This window comes from Pedobacter aquae (genome assembly GCF_008195825.1).
Taxonomy (GTDB): domain Bacteria; phylum Bacteroidota; class Bacteroidia; order Sphingobacteriales; family Sphingobacteriaceae; genus Pseudopedobacter; species Pseudopedobacter aquae.
Map to the genome: position 1 here is coordinate 2,259,632 of NZ_CP043329.1, position 13,731 is coordinate 2,273,362.

A 13,731-nucleotide genomic window follows, 5' to 3' on the forward strand; every position below is an offset into this window, starting at 1 on the left:
TGTGGCTATAAAAAATGAAAGCAGATCCTTCTTAAATTAAACAAGTATCTCCTGCGCTTCCCTATCCTTTGTCCCAAAGGGACTCCTTGGGAGGAGAGGGACTGAGGGTGAGGCTCTCTATCACATCACCGTCAAGAAAGGCTAGTCATAAAATGTATTTGGTTTAGCATCGTTAAATTTGTGTATGAAGATGAGATTAAGTGTTTTAGACCAAACTCCTATAAGAAAAGGGAGTAGTGCAGAGGAATCTTTACAAGAAAGTATAGCACTTGCCAAATTAACAGATCAATTGGGTTATACCCGCTATTGGCTTAGCGAACATCATAATTCTGCAACTTTAGCAACTGGCTCGCCAGAAATTATGATTGCCCGCTTAGGTGCAGAAACTAAAAAGATACGTTTGGGTTCTGGCGGTATGATGATGCCCAACCACAGCACTTTAAGAGTAGCAGAGAATTTCAGGGTATTGGAAGCCCTTTACCCAAACAGGATAGATTTAGGCATGGGAAGAGCGCCAGGTGGCGACCGCATAACGGCACATTTGCTAAACCCATCTAATAATTTCGACCCTCAAAATTACATTCAGCAGCTTAGAGATTTAAGAGCTTTTTTAAATGATGAACCCATTGAAGGGGTAAGTGAAATTAAAATTAATGCCATCCCTATGATTAGTACATCGCCAGATTTATGGCTTTTAACTTCTAGTGGAGAAAGCGCTTTGTTGGCGGCTTATTTCGGCATGGCTTTATCATTTGCCCAGTTTATTAACCCAAAAGGTGGTCCGGAAGCTATAAAAGCATACAAAGAAAAATTTGTCCCTTCTGATGAATTAAAAGCCCCTCAAACCAGTGTTGGTATTTTTGGTTTTTGTTCTGATGATGAAGAGAAAGTTAAACAAGTACAAGCCTTAATGGATTACCGACTATTAAGCTTTGAAAAAGGTAAATTTAACGAGCGCTTCTCTTACGAAGACATCAAAGATGAGGATTACGATGCGCTAGAATGGAACAGAATTTTATACAACCGCCAAAGAATGGCGATTGGCACACCAGATGAAATGAAAATGAAGCTAGAAAATATCTGTCGTGATTTTGGTACTGATGAAATTATGATTTCTACCTTTACAGATACAGCAGAAGATAGGTTTAAATCTTACGAGCTTTTGGCTGGTTTAATTAATTAAATTACGAAAAGATGGATAAATTCATGGAAGCAGCTTTTGAAGAAGCTAAAAAAGGTTATGAAGAAGGTGGCATCCCCATTGGCTCCGTTTTGGTACACGATGGAAAAATTATAGGAAGAGGCCATAACAAAAGGGTGCAAAAAGGCAGCGTTATTTTACATGGAGAGATGGATGCTTTAGAAAATGCTGGCAGATTATCCGCTAAAATTTATCAAGAATGCACCTTGTATACTACTTTATCACCATGCCCAATGTGTTCTGGAACCATACTTTTATATGGTATCCCAAGGGTAGTTATTGCTGAAAATAAAACTTTTATGGGAGAAGAAGAACTCCTAAGCAGCCGCGGTGTTAAAGTATTGGTTACCCACCATGAAGGTTGCTACCAGTTGATGCAGCAATTTATCAAAGAAAAACCAGGTCTTTGGAATGAGGATATTGGAGTTTAAATATGGAAACACTTCAAAATTTATATCGTTGGCAACAAGATTTAGAAACAAGCACTACAATGCCTGTTTTGTTTATGGGCCACGGTAGCCCCATGAATGCTATTGAAGAAAATGATTTTGTTAACAATTGGAGGAAATTAGCCTTAGAAATACCAGAACCTAAAGCTATTGTTGTTGTATCTGCACATTGGGAAACACGTGGCACTGCCGTTACAGCTGTAGAAAAACCACATACCATACATGATTTTGGTGGTTTCCCTCAAGCTTTGTTTGAGGTACAATACCCTGCCCCAGGAGACCCTGAACTTGCTGAGTTTATAAAAGAAGCGCTTAAGCATTACACACCTGTAGAATTAAACCATATTTGGGGTTTAGACCACGGCACCTGGAGTGTTGTTAAGCATCTTTACCCTCGAGCAAATATTCCAGTTTTACAGTTGAGCTTAGATTATACAAAACCTGCCATTTATCATTATGAACTAGCCAAAGAGCTACAATTATTGCGTAAAAAAGGTGTGCTTATTATTGGTAGCGGCAATATGGTTCATAATTTAAGAATGGTAGCTTGGGATAAACTTAATCAGCCTGGTTTTGGCTATGATTGGGCTTTAGAACTTAATAATACTTTCAAAAGAAATATTATGGAAGGTAACCATACAGCGATGATAAATTTCGAGAATTTTGGTCAGGCTGGTAAATATGCGATTCCAACACCAGAACATTATTTGCCTTTATTATACAGCTTAGGCTTACAAAATAAGCATGATGAAGTAAGTTTCATTAATGATGTTGCCGTTGGTGGTTCATTAACCATGACATCGGTAATCATACAAGCTAATTGATTAAGAGCTTAGCAAGTTTAACTTATTGATGTAAACAATAAGCCAAACTCTTTTAAAGCAAGTTTAATCTAATCTTTTATTCGTGATTTTACCAGAAAGTCTAATTTTCTCTCTAGCGCTATAATTATGTGTCTTCAGGTTTTTAGCTTTTTTCTCATGGAAAGCACCACCCCTTGTTGGGTCATCCTCTTCCTCATCTTCTTTCTTCTTCTTAACCTCTTTTTCGATATACAAATCATCAGGTAAATCCATCAATTGCATTTTTTTACCTTGCTTTTGCTCAAGCTTTTTAATTTGAAGCAATTCTAAATCTGTACATAAAGTAATAGCTAGATTTTCTTTTTGCTCATCGCTTTTCAAGACGACCCTTTGCAAGTAATGGCTATCATCTTCAGGAATATCAAAATGTATAAAAATAGGTAGCTGGCTAAGGTCTAATTGCTCTTCTTGCTGACCAACAACAATTAAAACTCTACTTTTTGGGCTTAGTTTAAAATCCTGAATACTTTTAACACCTACATCACCGTACTCTGGATGGTTTAGGATGATAACTTCCTGCTCATCTGATTTTAAGATGTTTTTATAAGCTGTTTCTGCGTTAAAAGTACTATTAACAAAAACCACTACCTTGTCAAACACCTCTTTATCGGCCAAAAGTAAATACAGTAAATTAAGCTTTGTTTTAAAATTTGGTACCTGATAAAGTATTTGTTCAAGCGTATCTAATTGCTCGTTTCCTAAATCTTCTATTTCTATAAGGTTAGGTATATCAATAAACTGCTCTACTATATGTTGTAATTTAGGATGATAAACTTCTGTAAACACCAAATGCTGTGTTTTTATAATCCCTCTAGCTAATTCAACAACGGGTAATTGCAGTCCTTTTTTGATGATGATATCAGCATCATCCAAAATAAACATTTGTATTTTATTGAGGTTTAAGCCCAGTTTCAGATAAGCTGCTCTTGCTCTATCTGGCGTAGCAACAACAATATCAACACCATCTGTTAATTCTAAAACATGGGTATCTAAACTTGTTTCGCCATTAAAAAGCCCCATGATTCTTAAATTTCTATTTCTATTTAAGGTATGAAAAGTATCAATCAATAACTCGCCGCTTTCTATATCAGGCACTAAAACCAAAACTCTTGGAGCAATTTCTTCAGTAAATTTTAATTTATTTAAAACAGCTAATACCAAAGCGGTAGATTTACCAGCACCTTCTGGCGCAACTGCAATTACATCTTGTCCCCCGTTAATTCTAGTTAAAATTTTTGATTGTAATTCTGTTGGCTGCACAAAGCCTGCGTTAGAAACAGCAATTAGTAACTGTTTAGTAAGTTTTAATTTCTCAAATGATGCCATTGGTACAAAAGTACCTAAAATTGAGCTGTTTTTATTTAGATGTTAACATGTGGAGAATTTATTTTTTGGTATTCTTTAATTTCTACATATTTGTATAAAACACTGGTGATATGCACAAATTATTATCATTACTAAAAAATAAATATTTCCTATCTACAACAGCGTTTTTAGTGTGGATGTTATTTTTTGATAGAAATGATTTGTTATCTCAGTACGAATACCGCTCTCAATTACAAAAATTAGAACAAGAAAAGCAGTTCTACAATCAAGAAATTGCTAAGGTCCAAAAAGATTTGGACGAGTTAACCACTAACAAAGATAAGCTCGAGAAATTTGCAAGAGAGCACTATCTGATGAAAAGAGATAACGAAGACGTTTTTGTAATTATTGAAGAAGAGAGAAAAGAAGAACAAAAAAGCCTTTTTTAAATCCATCTTCATTATCTAAATTAATAATTGATACAAATTTGATGTCTCAATCTATAATTCATATACTCAATTTTTAATGATGGATAAAAACCCAATTCCTGATAATGAACTTCAAAGAATTCTTAATCTCGCTGATTTTGATTTAGACTATTATAGCTTAGAAGATAATTTTAAAGATTTAACTCGCTTAGCTGCAAAAGCATTAGGTGCCCCCATTTCTTTAGTAAATTTAATAGACTCTTACACACAGTGGACCATTGCAGGACATGGCTTTGATATGAGCCAGATGCCTCGGGAAAATTCTGTTTGCCAATATACCATCATGCAAAATGATGCTTTTGAGGTAAATAATCTTATTGAAGATGATAGGTTTAAAGATAAAGAATATGCAGGTATAAGTGGCGAGCGCTTAAAATATTACCTTGGTGTACCACTTACCACAACAGACGGATTAAATATTGGCGCCCTTTGCATTTTAGATACGCAAACAAAGGACATAGACCCTGAAAAAGCTGAGTTACTTAAAATTATTGCTAAAGAAATTATTAGTAGACTTACCGCTTTAAAAGTTATAAAGGGATTAAAATATAAACTAGACGAAGCAAATAATATACAGAAAAAAGTTGCACATGATATAAGAGGACCAATTGGAGGTATCATTGGTTTAGCACAAATTATAAGTGAGCAAGGCGATCAAAATAAACTTGATGAGGTTTTAGAATTTGTACAATTAATTCAAAAAAGCGGAACTTCTTTGTTAGAATTGGCAGATGAAATTCTAACAGCCAATACGCCTAAACAACTTGGTAATGATGAGTTTAATCTAATCACTCTAAAAGAAAAATTAGAGCAGCTATATAAACCACAAGCTATTTATAAAAACATCAGCTTCGTAGTTAATATTAATAAAAAAGCAGAAGATATACCTTTCCCTAAAGACAAAGTCCTGCAGATTATTGGCAATCTGGTCTCTAATGCTATGAAATTTACTGCAGAAAATGGTGCTGTTTCTATTGATTTAGATATGATAGATGGTTTATCAGGAAATTCCTTACAAATCATTGTAAAAGATAATGGTATAGGAATTCACCAAGATAGGATAAATGCTATTTTAAATGGTAATATAAGCTCTACCAATGGAACCAAAGGAGAAGAAGGCTACGGATTTGGTTTAGCACTAGTAAAACATTTAATAGATGGTTTAAAAGGCACTCTTGCCATATCTTCCAAAGAAGGCGAGGGAACAACCTTCTTAATCATTCTTCCACAACCAACAAGAAGCAATTAAGCTTCTTGTTGGTTAGTAAAACCTTGGTAGAGTAAAATTATACTTCACAGAAATTATCCTGATAACAAAAACTACAATTACGGATATAATTTCTACCAAAGCGATATTCATCCCTAAATAAGACAATAAGAAAAAACACAAGCCTCCAACTATACAAGCTGTAGCATAAATCTCTTTTCTAAAAATTAGGGGGATGTTATTTAATAATATATCTCTAGTAATACCACCGAAACAACCTGTAATAGTCCCTAAAGCAATACAAATACCCGGACTTAAATCAAAACTTAGACCTTTTTGCAAACCTACAATGGTAAAAAAACCTAAGCCTAAAGAATCAAATAGAAACAAGGTTATTTTTAATGATTTTAGTTTCTTCCAAAAAAACATGGAAAACAAAGCAGTTAAAATAATCAGCAAGCTATAATTGGCGCCTTTTAACCAAAATACAGGCGTATCTCCAACAATTAAATCTCTTAAAGTCCCTCCGCCAACGGCTGTTACAAAAGCTACAATGAGTACTCCAAAAGCATCTAATCTTTTCTGCATAGCAGCAAAAGCGCCAGATATTGCGAAAGAAATAGTTCCGCAAATGGTTATGACATATCCTAAACTATCAAATAATTCCATTTCTCTTTCTTAAAAACCATTCTAAGGTTATGAAAAGCATCAAAACAGCAAAAAACCATTTCAAATTAATTAAATCATCATAGCTTTTATCTTCAAAAGCTATAGTTTTGATTTGTTCTTTTTCCTTTAAGCGTGAGTTTAAACTTTCTAAATCATCAGGATATAAAAAATCTCCTCCGGTTGTTTGCGCTATTTGATAAAGTAACTGATGATTGGCTTTAATTTGTTGATATTCTGCCACCTGCTGTTCTACCAAAAACTGTCCTTTTACCACTTCTTGTTTCCCTGTAGCACTAGTTCTAGCTATAAAATTATAATCGCCTGCTGGTAGTAAACCAGCATTAAGTTCGTAATTTTCTCCTTTAGCCGTAAAAATATAGCTATACTTTTTACCCGTATTGCTAAAAATATCTACCGCTATTTCGGCATTTTTTACAGGCTCAAAAACATCATTATATAGCTCTGCATTTAGCATGATAGCTTCATCATCATTAAACCTATTTTTTGCTGGATAGGCTCTAAATTTCCTTCTATCTTCTTGTACACTTAAATATTGTACTACTTTGTTTAAAATCTCCTGAAAAGCATCATGGTTTTCTGCAAGCTTGTAGTTTTCTAGTCGCCACTTCCATAAACCTTCTCCAAAAAGAAAGCCGGTGGTTAAATTATTCTGATTCACGAAAGATAAAAGCGGCTTATCATCAGGTTTAACCAAAAAATTTTGATGCTGAGCAACGAATGTAAAAGAGCCTATCTGGCTGCTTAAAGGTGGGAATTTAGCTATCAGTCCGGTAGATGTTGCAGACAAACTAAAAGCAAAAAAGCCAGTATTTAACTTTGGTAAAAAATCCTGGGTAGCTATTCCTCTTGTTGCTTTTAGTAAATCTTGAACTTGATTTAATTGTATAAAATCTACATCTAGTCCTATCACAAACAATTTGGGTTTACTTTTTATTTTAGTAAAAACAGTTTTTATAGGCGCTTTCGCTGATGGTAGATTATGCAAAATAACCAAACTAAAGGCGTCAAAATCAAGATTACTCTCATTGCCATTGACCACATTTACCAGCACTTCGTAATTTTCATTAGCATCTAAACCCTGCTTAATGGCTGCTAAATCCGGATGCGGAGCATGAGCCAATAACAATACTTTTTTCTTGCCATCTAAGACATCAATAAAAATGGTTTGCTTATTATTTTGTAAGGTTGCCTCTTTCTCCAAAGGTAAAGCCTCTATGGTTATTTTTTGTACGCCTAGCTTAGCGGCTTTTAAGTTGAAGATTAAAGCATTTCGCCAATCTTGCTCATCAATCAAAATGGTTTTATTAAAAGTTTGCAAGCCTTCGGCTTTTATATTCACAGTAGCTTTATTTCCTTTTAAATCAAAAGCACCTAAATTAACAGCCACCGAGTAATCATTACCTAAATAAGCAATTTTGTTATAATTAGTGCTATTGATAAATAAGTCCTTTTTAGGGATAGTATCGCCTAAAGCAATGGTAAAAATTGGCGACTTAAATTTTGTAAGCTCGGTAATGGGGTTGTATCCTGCATTTAGAATCCCATCTGAAGCTAAAATAACTGCACCTAAATTTCTGCCTTCGTATTGCTTATTGATGAAATCAAAAAGTACCGATAGGTTTGTTTGTTGCTCTTTATAATCTAAAGTATCGTTTAATTTAACTGCCTTTCCAAAACTTAAAACTTCTACTTCATAATCTTCCCTTAAACGCTCTTTAAATAACTTTAACTGCTTATCGTAAGTCTTTAAATCAAATCCAGTGGGTTTCCCTACTTTAATAGAGGCAGAATTATCTTGTGCAATAATAATTAAAGGTTTTTCTATACGCTTACGCTGAGTTTTGATAAGAGGCGCTAATAATAAAAAACACAATAGACTAATTAAAATAACTCTTAAAGCAAATAAGAAGTAGTATAAGTTCGATTTTTGCTTCAGCTCCTTTCTATAAAAAAACCATCCAAATAAAAGACCTACACCTAAACAAGGTAAAATCCACCAGATAGATAACTCTGTAAATACTATAAATAAAAGGGATTGCACCATGTTAAATTATAAAAATCTAAAAATTACCTCAACAAAAAACATCACAAAGAGAATGATAGTTAAAGAACGTATTTTTTTATGTGTAATTTTTGATACTAAATGTAGATATTAATTTATGAGGCGACAAATACGCAGGTAAAAGGTCTCAAAATTTAAGCACATTTTTATTCATAATCTTAATAGGCGAACCTTGAGCAATAAAAACAGAATTAGGTTTCCTATCTTTTAAAAAGGCAAATTTAGCACCGTATAAACCTTCAAAATCACAATTGATATGGTAAGACGCTACATCATAAATTAACCAAGAGGGATGTCTAACAGCATATTCATAAGTAATATTGTCACTATATTGAGCATAGCCCCAATAATGTTCTGCAATAAACTCTTCCTCGCTACCCGCTTCCATAGCTCTTGCACTGGTAGAAGTTACAGCTTCTATGCTATTCCATGTTCCTTTATATTTCCAGAAATAACCTAGTTTTATTTCATTTGTAGTTTGCGCTTTGTAATGCTTCATGAGCATGGTACTATATTTCTCGCGATACAAAGTATTTGCTACTAAACTTATAGCAAGTTTAGGCACTATTTCTTTAATAAAGACCGCACCTCTTTTCCAAATGCCTTGATCTAAGTATTTCACATAAAATCTTAGGTTCACTTCCTCAAAGTTTACATGAAAAGGTATTTTAAAACCTAATAAACGAGTTTGCTCGAACATAAAACCAATTAAACTTACGAATACTTCCCCGTGGTAATCATCTAAAACAGTTCCTTTGGGGATATAAGGCATCAACAGCTCAGCATCAATAACATAATTAGCCATGATTAAATCATTCCATTCGGCAGTTAAAAAAGGGCTTTCCTTACTCATAAAATCATTTTTCTGAATGTTAAATTTATTCTTAAATCTTTCACCTTCTTAGTTTTAGGTAAAGCATGTAGCCATTTCTCTTGCGTAAGTCCTTTCATTACCAATAAGCTAGCATTCTCTAATAACAGAGAAACACTTTCTTTACTTTCTTTATGCTTAAACACAAATTTTCTTGCTGCTCCAAAGCTTAAAGAGGCTATTGCAGATTGCGGAACAATTGATTTTTCATCATCACTGTGCCATCCCATACCTTCATCGCCGTGATGATAAAGATTTAACAAACAAGCGTTATAATGTTCTTTAGAAATATCCTCAACTTTATATTTTAACGTTAAAAGATCTTTTGTCCAAGGTAAGGCAATTTTAGTTTGGTTAGAATAAGTGTAGGCGCAATCATTTTCTCCATACCAAGCTACTTTTCTAGCGGTGATAAATTGCTTTCCAAAAATCTTAACTACATCTTGCTGCCAAGCTATACCTGATAAAAGATTTTGATAAAATGCTTTTGCATCTTCTAAAGAAAGAATATTTGGATAATAAAGCACCTCACCATCATAAGGTAAAAAATTAGTTTGCTTACGCTGATTAAATAAATCCATCAGTAATTTCCTTATATGAAGCTAACAGGTTTGCATGCATTAAGTTTTTAAAATAAATTGATGATTTATCTTGCTTTTTGATATTTAATAGCTTTTCTTTAAAAGAAAAACGATGAATTTTCATACCAGAAAATGGATAAAACCAGAAGACTTAAACCCTAACGGAACTTTATTTGGTGGTAGTTTATTAAAATGGATTGATGAAGAAGCAGCTATTTACACCATTTGCCAGCTAGATAATAACAGGGTGGTTACTAAATACATGTCTGAAATTAATTTTGTAAGCTCGGCCCGCTTAGGTGATGTGATAGAAATGGGTATTACAGCAACACATTTTGGCACTACTTCCATCACTTTATATTGCGAAGTGAGGAATAAAATAACTCGTCAACGAATTTTAACAATAGATAAAATTGTATTTGTAAACATGAACGAGGATGGAAAACCAGAGCCTCATGGTAAAACTAAAATTGTTTATTCTTCAGAGAAATTTAAGGGAGATAATATTTGAGTTTGAAGGTTTATAGAATAGCAAGTAGTTTTATTAGAACTAAAAACAAACACTAGAAACTAGAAACTTTTAACCATAACTGTTAGGCTACTGATTAATCTCTTTCCAAAGTAAGTCCTTAAGTTCTAAAAGCCCTTTTTGTGCCACGGAAGAAATGAAAATAAAAGGAATGTCTAAATCAATTTCTTTACGCATTTCGCTTTCAAGCTCTTCATCCAACATATCAGATTTTGTAATTGCCAAAATCCTTGGCTTTTGCATCATTTCTGGGTTATAAGCTTCCAGCTCTGCTAATAAAATCTCATACTCTTCTTTAATACTTCTATGTGTATCGGCAGGAACCATAAAAAGTAAAACGGAGTTTCTTTCTATATGACGCAAAAATCTAAAACCTAAGCCTTTACCTTCTGAAGCACCTTCTATAATACCAGGGATGTCTGCCATCACAAAAGATTGATTACCACGGTAAGAAACAATACCCAAATTTGGGACTATGGTTGTAAAAGGATAATCGCCAATTTCTGGCTTAGCAGCAGTAATAACAGATAATAAGGTAGATTTACCAGCATTAGGAAAACCTACTAAACCAACATCTGCTAAAACTTTGAGTTCAAGAATTTTCCATTCTTCTTTTCCTGCCTCCCCTTGTTGTGCAAAACGAGGAGTTTGACGGGTAGCACTCTTAAAATGCCAGTTACCTAAACCGCCTCTTCCGCCTTCAACTAAGATGCGCTCTTCACCATCTTTCGTTATTTCAAAAGCAATCTCACCTGTCTCAGCATCTTTTATTACTGTACCCAAAGGCACTTCTAAAATTTCATCATCACCACTTTTACCAGTTTTTAGAGAACTACCACCAGACATGCCATGCTCTGCAATAACATGTTTACGGTATTTAAGATGCAGCAATGTCCATAGCTGCGCATTACCTCTCACAATCACATGGCCACCTCTACCGCCATCGCCACCATCGGGGCCTCCCATACTTGTTCTTATATCGCGGTGTAAATGTGCAGAACCGGGACCTCCGTTACCTGAACGTCCACAAATTTTAACATAATCAACGAAATTTGAGCCCTGTGACATAGTTTTATTCTCCTCTGTAAAAATAAAAAAAGCGGATGTACAGAAACACATCCGCCAGTTTTTTTGTAAAATTTGCTTAGTAAGTATCTACTACTTTACTAATATTGGTAAAAATATCTTCAATAGTACCAATTCCATTAACACTGGTAAACTTACCTTGCTCTTTGTAATAACTGGCTACTTGTGCTGTTTTAGAATTGTACTCTTCTACTCGCTTTTTAATAATTTCAGGATTTTGATCATCAGGACGACCAGAATCTTTACCTCTTAACAATAGTCTTTTTTCTAATTCTACAGGCTCTACTTCTAAAGCTATCATTCCAGATATGGCTTCACCTTTAGATGATAATAAGTTATCTAAAGCTTCTGCCTGAGCTACTGTTCTTGGGAAACCATCAAAGATAAAACCATTAGCTCCTTTGTTAGCATCTAATTTATTGCTAATCATACCAATAACCACTTCATCAGGCACTAAAACACCTTCATCCATTAATTTTTTAGCTTCTAGCCCTAATGCTGTGCCATTACTAATCTCTCCTCTTAAAATATCACCTGTAGAAAGATGTACTAGGTTATATTTTTCAATAAGATTTTGAGATTGTGTGCCTTTACCGGCTCCCGGAGGGCCAAAGAGTACTAAATTAAGCATAGTGATATCTGTTAAAATTTAAAAAGCCTTTTCGCCTGTTGGCAAAAAGGCTTTACCTTAATTAGTGGACCTGAAGGGAGTCGAACCCCTAACCTCCTGATCCGTAGTCAGGTGCTCTATCCAGTTAAGCTACAGATCCATTTCCCATATTTGGGAATGCAAAAATAGACAATATAGACATTAATGCAAATTTTATTTGAAATAAGGTAGATTAGAATTGCTTAACTCAAAATCTTTAAAATAGAAAAAGCGCTTAATTTTCACTAAGCGCTTTCTATACAAAGATATATATATTACTTTTTATCCTTTTTTTGATCTCCACTAGGTCTTGAAATAGATTCTCTCATCTCTGTATCAGCCTGTATGTTTTGCATTTTGTAATAATCCATAATTCCGAGATTACCGCTTCTAAATGCTTCTGCCATAGCTAGCGGTACTTGAGCTTCCGCTTCTATCACCTTAGCTCTTGCATCTTGTGCTTTTGCTTTCATTTCTTGTTCAAAAGCAACTGCAATAGCCCTTCTTTCCTCAGCTTTAGCATTAGCAACTTTTAAATCAGCCTCAGCTTGGTCTGTTTGTAATTTAGCACCTATGTTATCGCCAATATCAATATCAGCAATATCAATAGATAAAATTTCAAATGCTGTTCCAGAATCTAAGCCCTTAGAAAGTACAACTTTAGAAATCTTATCAGGATTTTCTAAAACCTCTTTATGGCTAACTGCAGAACCAATAGTAGTTACAATACCTTCGCCTACGCGAGCTAGAATAGTTTCTTCGCCAGCACCACCAACCAGTTGGTTAATATTTGCTCTTACTGTAACTCTTGCCTTAGCAACCAATTGTATACCATCTTTTGCAACAGCAGCAACCGGAGGTGTATTGATAACTCTTGGATTTACTGACAGTTGTACGGCTTCAAAAACATCTCGCCCAGCTAAATCTATCGCGGTAGCTAATTTAAAATCAAGAGGAATATTAGCTTTATCTGCAGAAATAAGAGCTTTTATAACATTATTTACATGCCCACCGGCTAAATAATGCGTTTCAATCTCGTTTGAAGTGATATTTAAACCAGCTTTAGTAGAGGTAATCATGGCGTTTACCACCAAAGAAGGGGGTACTCTTCTTAATCGCATTAATACCAAATTAAGTAAGTTAATTCTTACACCAGATAATTGGGCTGTGAACCACAAATTTATGGGTAAAAAATACAATACAAGTACAAGAGCAATAAAACTCCCTACTATAATAAACACAATGTTTAGAGAACCCTCCATAAGCTGAATTTTTTAAATTTAATTATTTGACAATATCGTCAATTGCTTTGAAATTTGGTAAATCTCCAGCAGATTCTAATACTTCTGCATAAATTACTTTTTGGTTTTCATCAATTACAAAAGCTGCTCTTTTAGAAACCCCTTTTAAATTAAACACAAATTCATCGTAAAAAGCTCCGAATGCTTGTGAAACCTCTTTGTTAAAGTCTGATAATAATGGGAATTGATAATTGTTGTCTTCTTTAAATTTAGCTAAAGTAAATGGAGAGTCTACTGAAATCCCTAATACTTGAGCATTTAACCCTTCGTAAAAACCAAAATTATCTCTCATTGTACACAATTGTGTTGTGCAAACTCCTGTAAATGCCATTGGAAAAAAGTGAATAATTACTTTCTTGCCTGCAAAATCTGTTAAACTTACTTCTTTAAGCTCAGAATTAAATAAAGTAAAATCTGGTGCTTGTTCTCCTAATTGTAATGCCATAATA

Annotated in this window: 15 protein-coding genes and 1 tRNA gene; 6 read left to right on the forward strand and 10 right to left on the reverse strand. The window is 34.2% G+C overall.

Translation table 11 applies throughout. The features are described from left to right. The first annotated feature begins 184 nt into the window (after window positions 1–184). From FYC62_RS09860 to ygiD, 3 genes are read left to right on the forward strand one after another with little or no spacing between them, the layout of a single operon-like run. On the forward strand, window positions 185–1,183 hold the full coding sequence (locus tag FYC62_RS09860; RefSeq protein WP_149074808.1) for an LLM class flavin-dependent oxidoreductase: 999 nt from the start codon (window positions 185–187) through the stop codon (window positions 1,181–1,183). A gap of 11 nt (window positions 1,184–1,194) precedes the next feature. Beyond that, window positions 1,195–1,632 (forward strand): nucleoside deaminase, encoded by a 438-nt coding sequence (locus FYC62_RS09865; RefSeq protein ID WP_149074809.1) that lies wholly within the window; start codon window positions 1,195–1,197, stop codon window positions 1,630–1,632. A 2-nt stretch (window positions 1,633–1,634) separates the two neighbouring features. Continuing rightward, window positions 1,635–2,474: a 4,5-DOPA-extradiol-dioxygenase gene (gene ygiD, locus FYC62_RS09870; protein ID WP_149074810.1), complete on the forward strand. Its 840-nt coding sequence runs from the start codon at window positions 1,635–1,637 to the stop codon at window positions 2,472–2,474. Window positions 2,475–2,537: 63 nt separating this feature from the next. On the opposite strand, the gene FYC62_RS09875 is transcribed toward ygiD, so the two are convergent. Then, window positions 2,538–3,839 (reverse strand): DEAD/DEAH box helicase, encoded by a 1,302-nt coding sequence (locus FYC62_RS09875; RefSeq protein WP_149074811.1) that lies wholly within the window; start codon window positions 3,837–3,839, stop codon window positions 2,538–2,540. Between the two features lie 110 nt (window positions 3,840–3,949). Between FYC62_RS09875 and FYC62_RS09880 the strand changes: the two genes are divergently transcribed. Both FYC62_RS09880 and FYC62_RS09885 read left to right on the forward strand, forming a co-directional pair. Beyond that, complete coding sequence (locus tag FYC62_RS09880; RefSeq protein ID WP_149074812.1) at window positions 3,950–4,267, forward strand: FtsB family cell division protein; 318 nt, start codon at window positions 3,950–3,952, stop codon at window positions 4,265–4,267. 76 nt (window positions 4,268–4,343) lie between these two features. Next, window positions 4,344–5,555 carry a GAF domain-containing sensor histidine kinase gene (locus tag FYC62_RS09885; protein ID WP_149074813.1) on the forward strand — a complete coding sequence of 404 codons (1,212 nt, stop codon included), beginning with the start codon at window positions 4,344–4,346 and terminating at the stop codon, window positions 5,553–5,555. Window positions 5,556–5,567: 12 nt separating this feature from the next. Here the strand turns inward: FYC62_RS09885 and FYC62_RS09890 are convergent, their stop codons facing one another. From FYC62_RS09890 to FYC62_RS09905, 4 genes are all read right to left on the reverse strand, one after another. After that, on the reverse strand, window positions 5,568–6,182 hold the full coding sequence (locus FYC62_RS09890) for a trimeric intracellular cation channel family protein (protein ID WP_039452260.1): 615 nt from the start codon (window positions 6,180–6,182) through the stop codon (window positions 5,568–5,570). Next, window positions 6,169–8,247, reverse strand: a complete 2,079-nt coding sequence (locus tag FYC62_RS09895; RefSeq protein ID WP_149074814.1) for a vWA domain-containing protein — start codon at window positions 8,245–8,247, stop codon at window positions 6,169–6,171. The genes FYC62_RS09890 and FYC62_RS09895 overlap by 14 nt, the downstream gene beginning before the upstream one ends. Before the next feature lie 145 nt (window positions 8,248–8,392). Next, window positions 8,393–9,118 (reverse strand): YqjF family protein, encoded by a 726-nt coding sequence (locus FYC62_RS09900; RefSeq protein ID WP_149074815.1) that lies wholly within the window; start codon window positions 9,116–9,118, stop codon window positions 8,393–8,395. Beyond that, window positions 9,115–9,717: an alpha-ketoglutarate-dependent dioxygenase AlkB family protein gene (locus tag FYC62_RS09905; protein ID WP_149074816.1), complete on the reverse strand. Its 603-nt coding sequence runs from the start codon at window positions 9,715–9,717 to the stop codon at window positions 9,115–9,117. Before FYC62_RS09905 ends, FYC62_RS09900 begins: the two co-directional genes overlap by 4 nt. 112 nt (window positions 9,718–9,829) lie before the next feature. Here FYC62_RS09905 and FYC62_RS09910 point away from each other — a divergent pair, with 112 nt between their 5' ends. Then, window positions 9,830–10,228 carry an acyl-CoA thioesterase gene (locus tag FYC62_RS09910; protein WP_026903831.1) on the forward strand — a complete coding sequence of 133 codons (399 nt, stop codon included), beginning with the start codon at window positions 9,830–9,832 and terminating at the stop codon, window positions 10,226–10,228. A gap of 87 nt (window positions 10,229–10,315) precedes the next feature. Here FYC62_RS09910 and obgE read toward each other — a convergent pair whose 3' ends face one another. The 5 genes from obgE to FYC62_RS09935 all read right to left on the reverse strand — a co-directional run bounded on the left by obgE (window position 10,316) and on the right by FYC62_RS09935 (window position 13,727). Continuing rightward, on the reverse strand, window positions 10,316–11,314 hold the full coding sequence (gene obgE / locus FYC62_RS09915) for a GTPase ObgE (protein WP_149074817.1): 999 nt from the start codon (window positions 11,312–11,314) through the stop codon (window positions 10,316–10,318). Window positions 11,315–11,390: 76 nt separating this feature from the next. Then, a complete protein-coding gene (locus tag FYC62_RS09920) occupies window positions 11,391–11,963 on the reverse strand; it encodes an adenylate kinase (protein ID WP_149074818.1) in 573 nt (190 codons plus the stop codon). Window positions 11,964–12,028: 65 nt separating this feature from the next. After that, window positions 12,029–12,102: transfer RNA gene (locus FYC62_RS09925), tRNA-Arg, on the reverse strand. Window positions 12,103–12,256: 154 nt separating this feature from the next. Further along, a complete protein-coding gene (gene floA / locus FYC62_RS09930) occupies window positions 12,257–13,243 on the reverse strand; it encodes a flotillin-like protein FloA (protein ID WP_039452245.1) in 987 nt (328 codons plus the stop codon). Window positions 13,244–13,265: 22 nt separating this feature from the next. Further along, entirely contained in the window at window positions 13,266–13,727 is a 462-nt protein-coding gene (locus FYC62_RS09935; protein ID WP_149074819.1) for a redoxin domain-containing protein, read from the reverse strand. Window positions 13,728–13,731 lie beyond the last annotated feature (4 nt).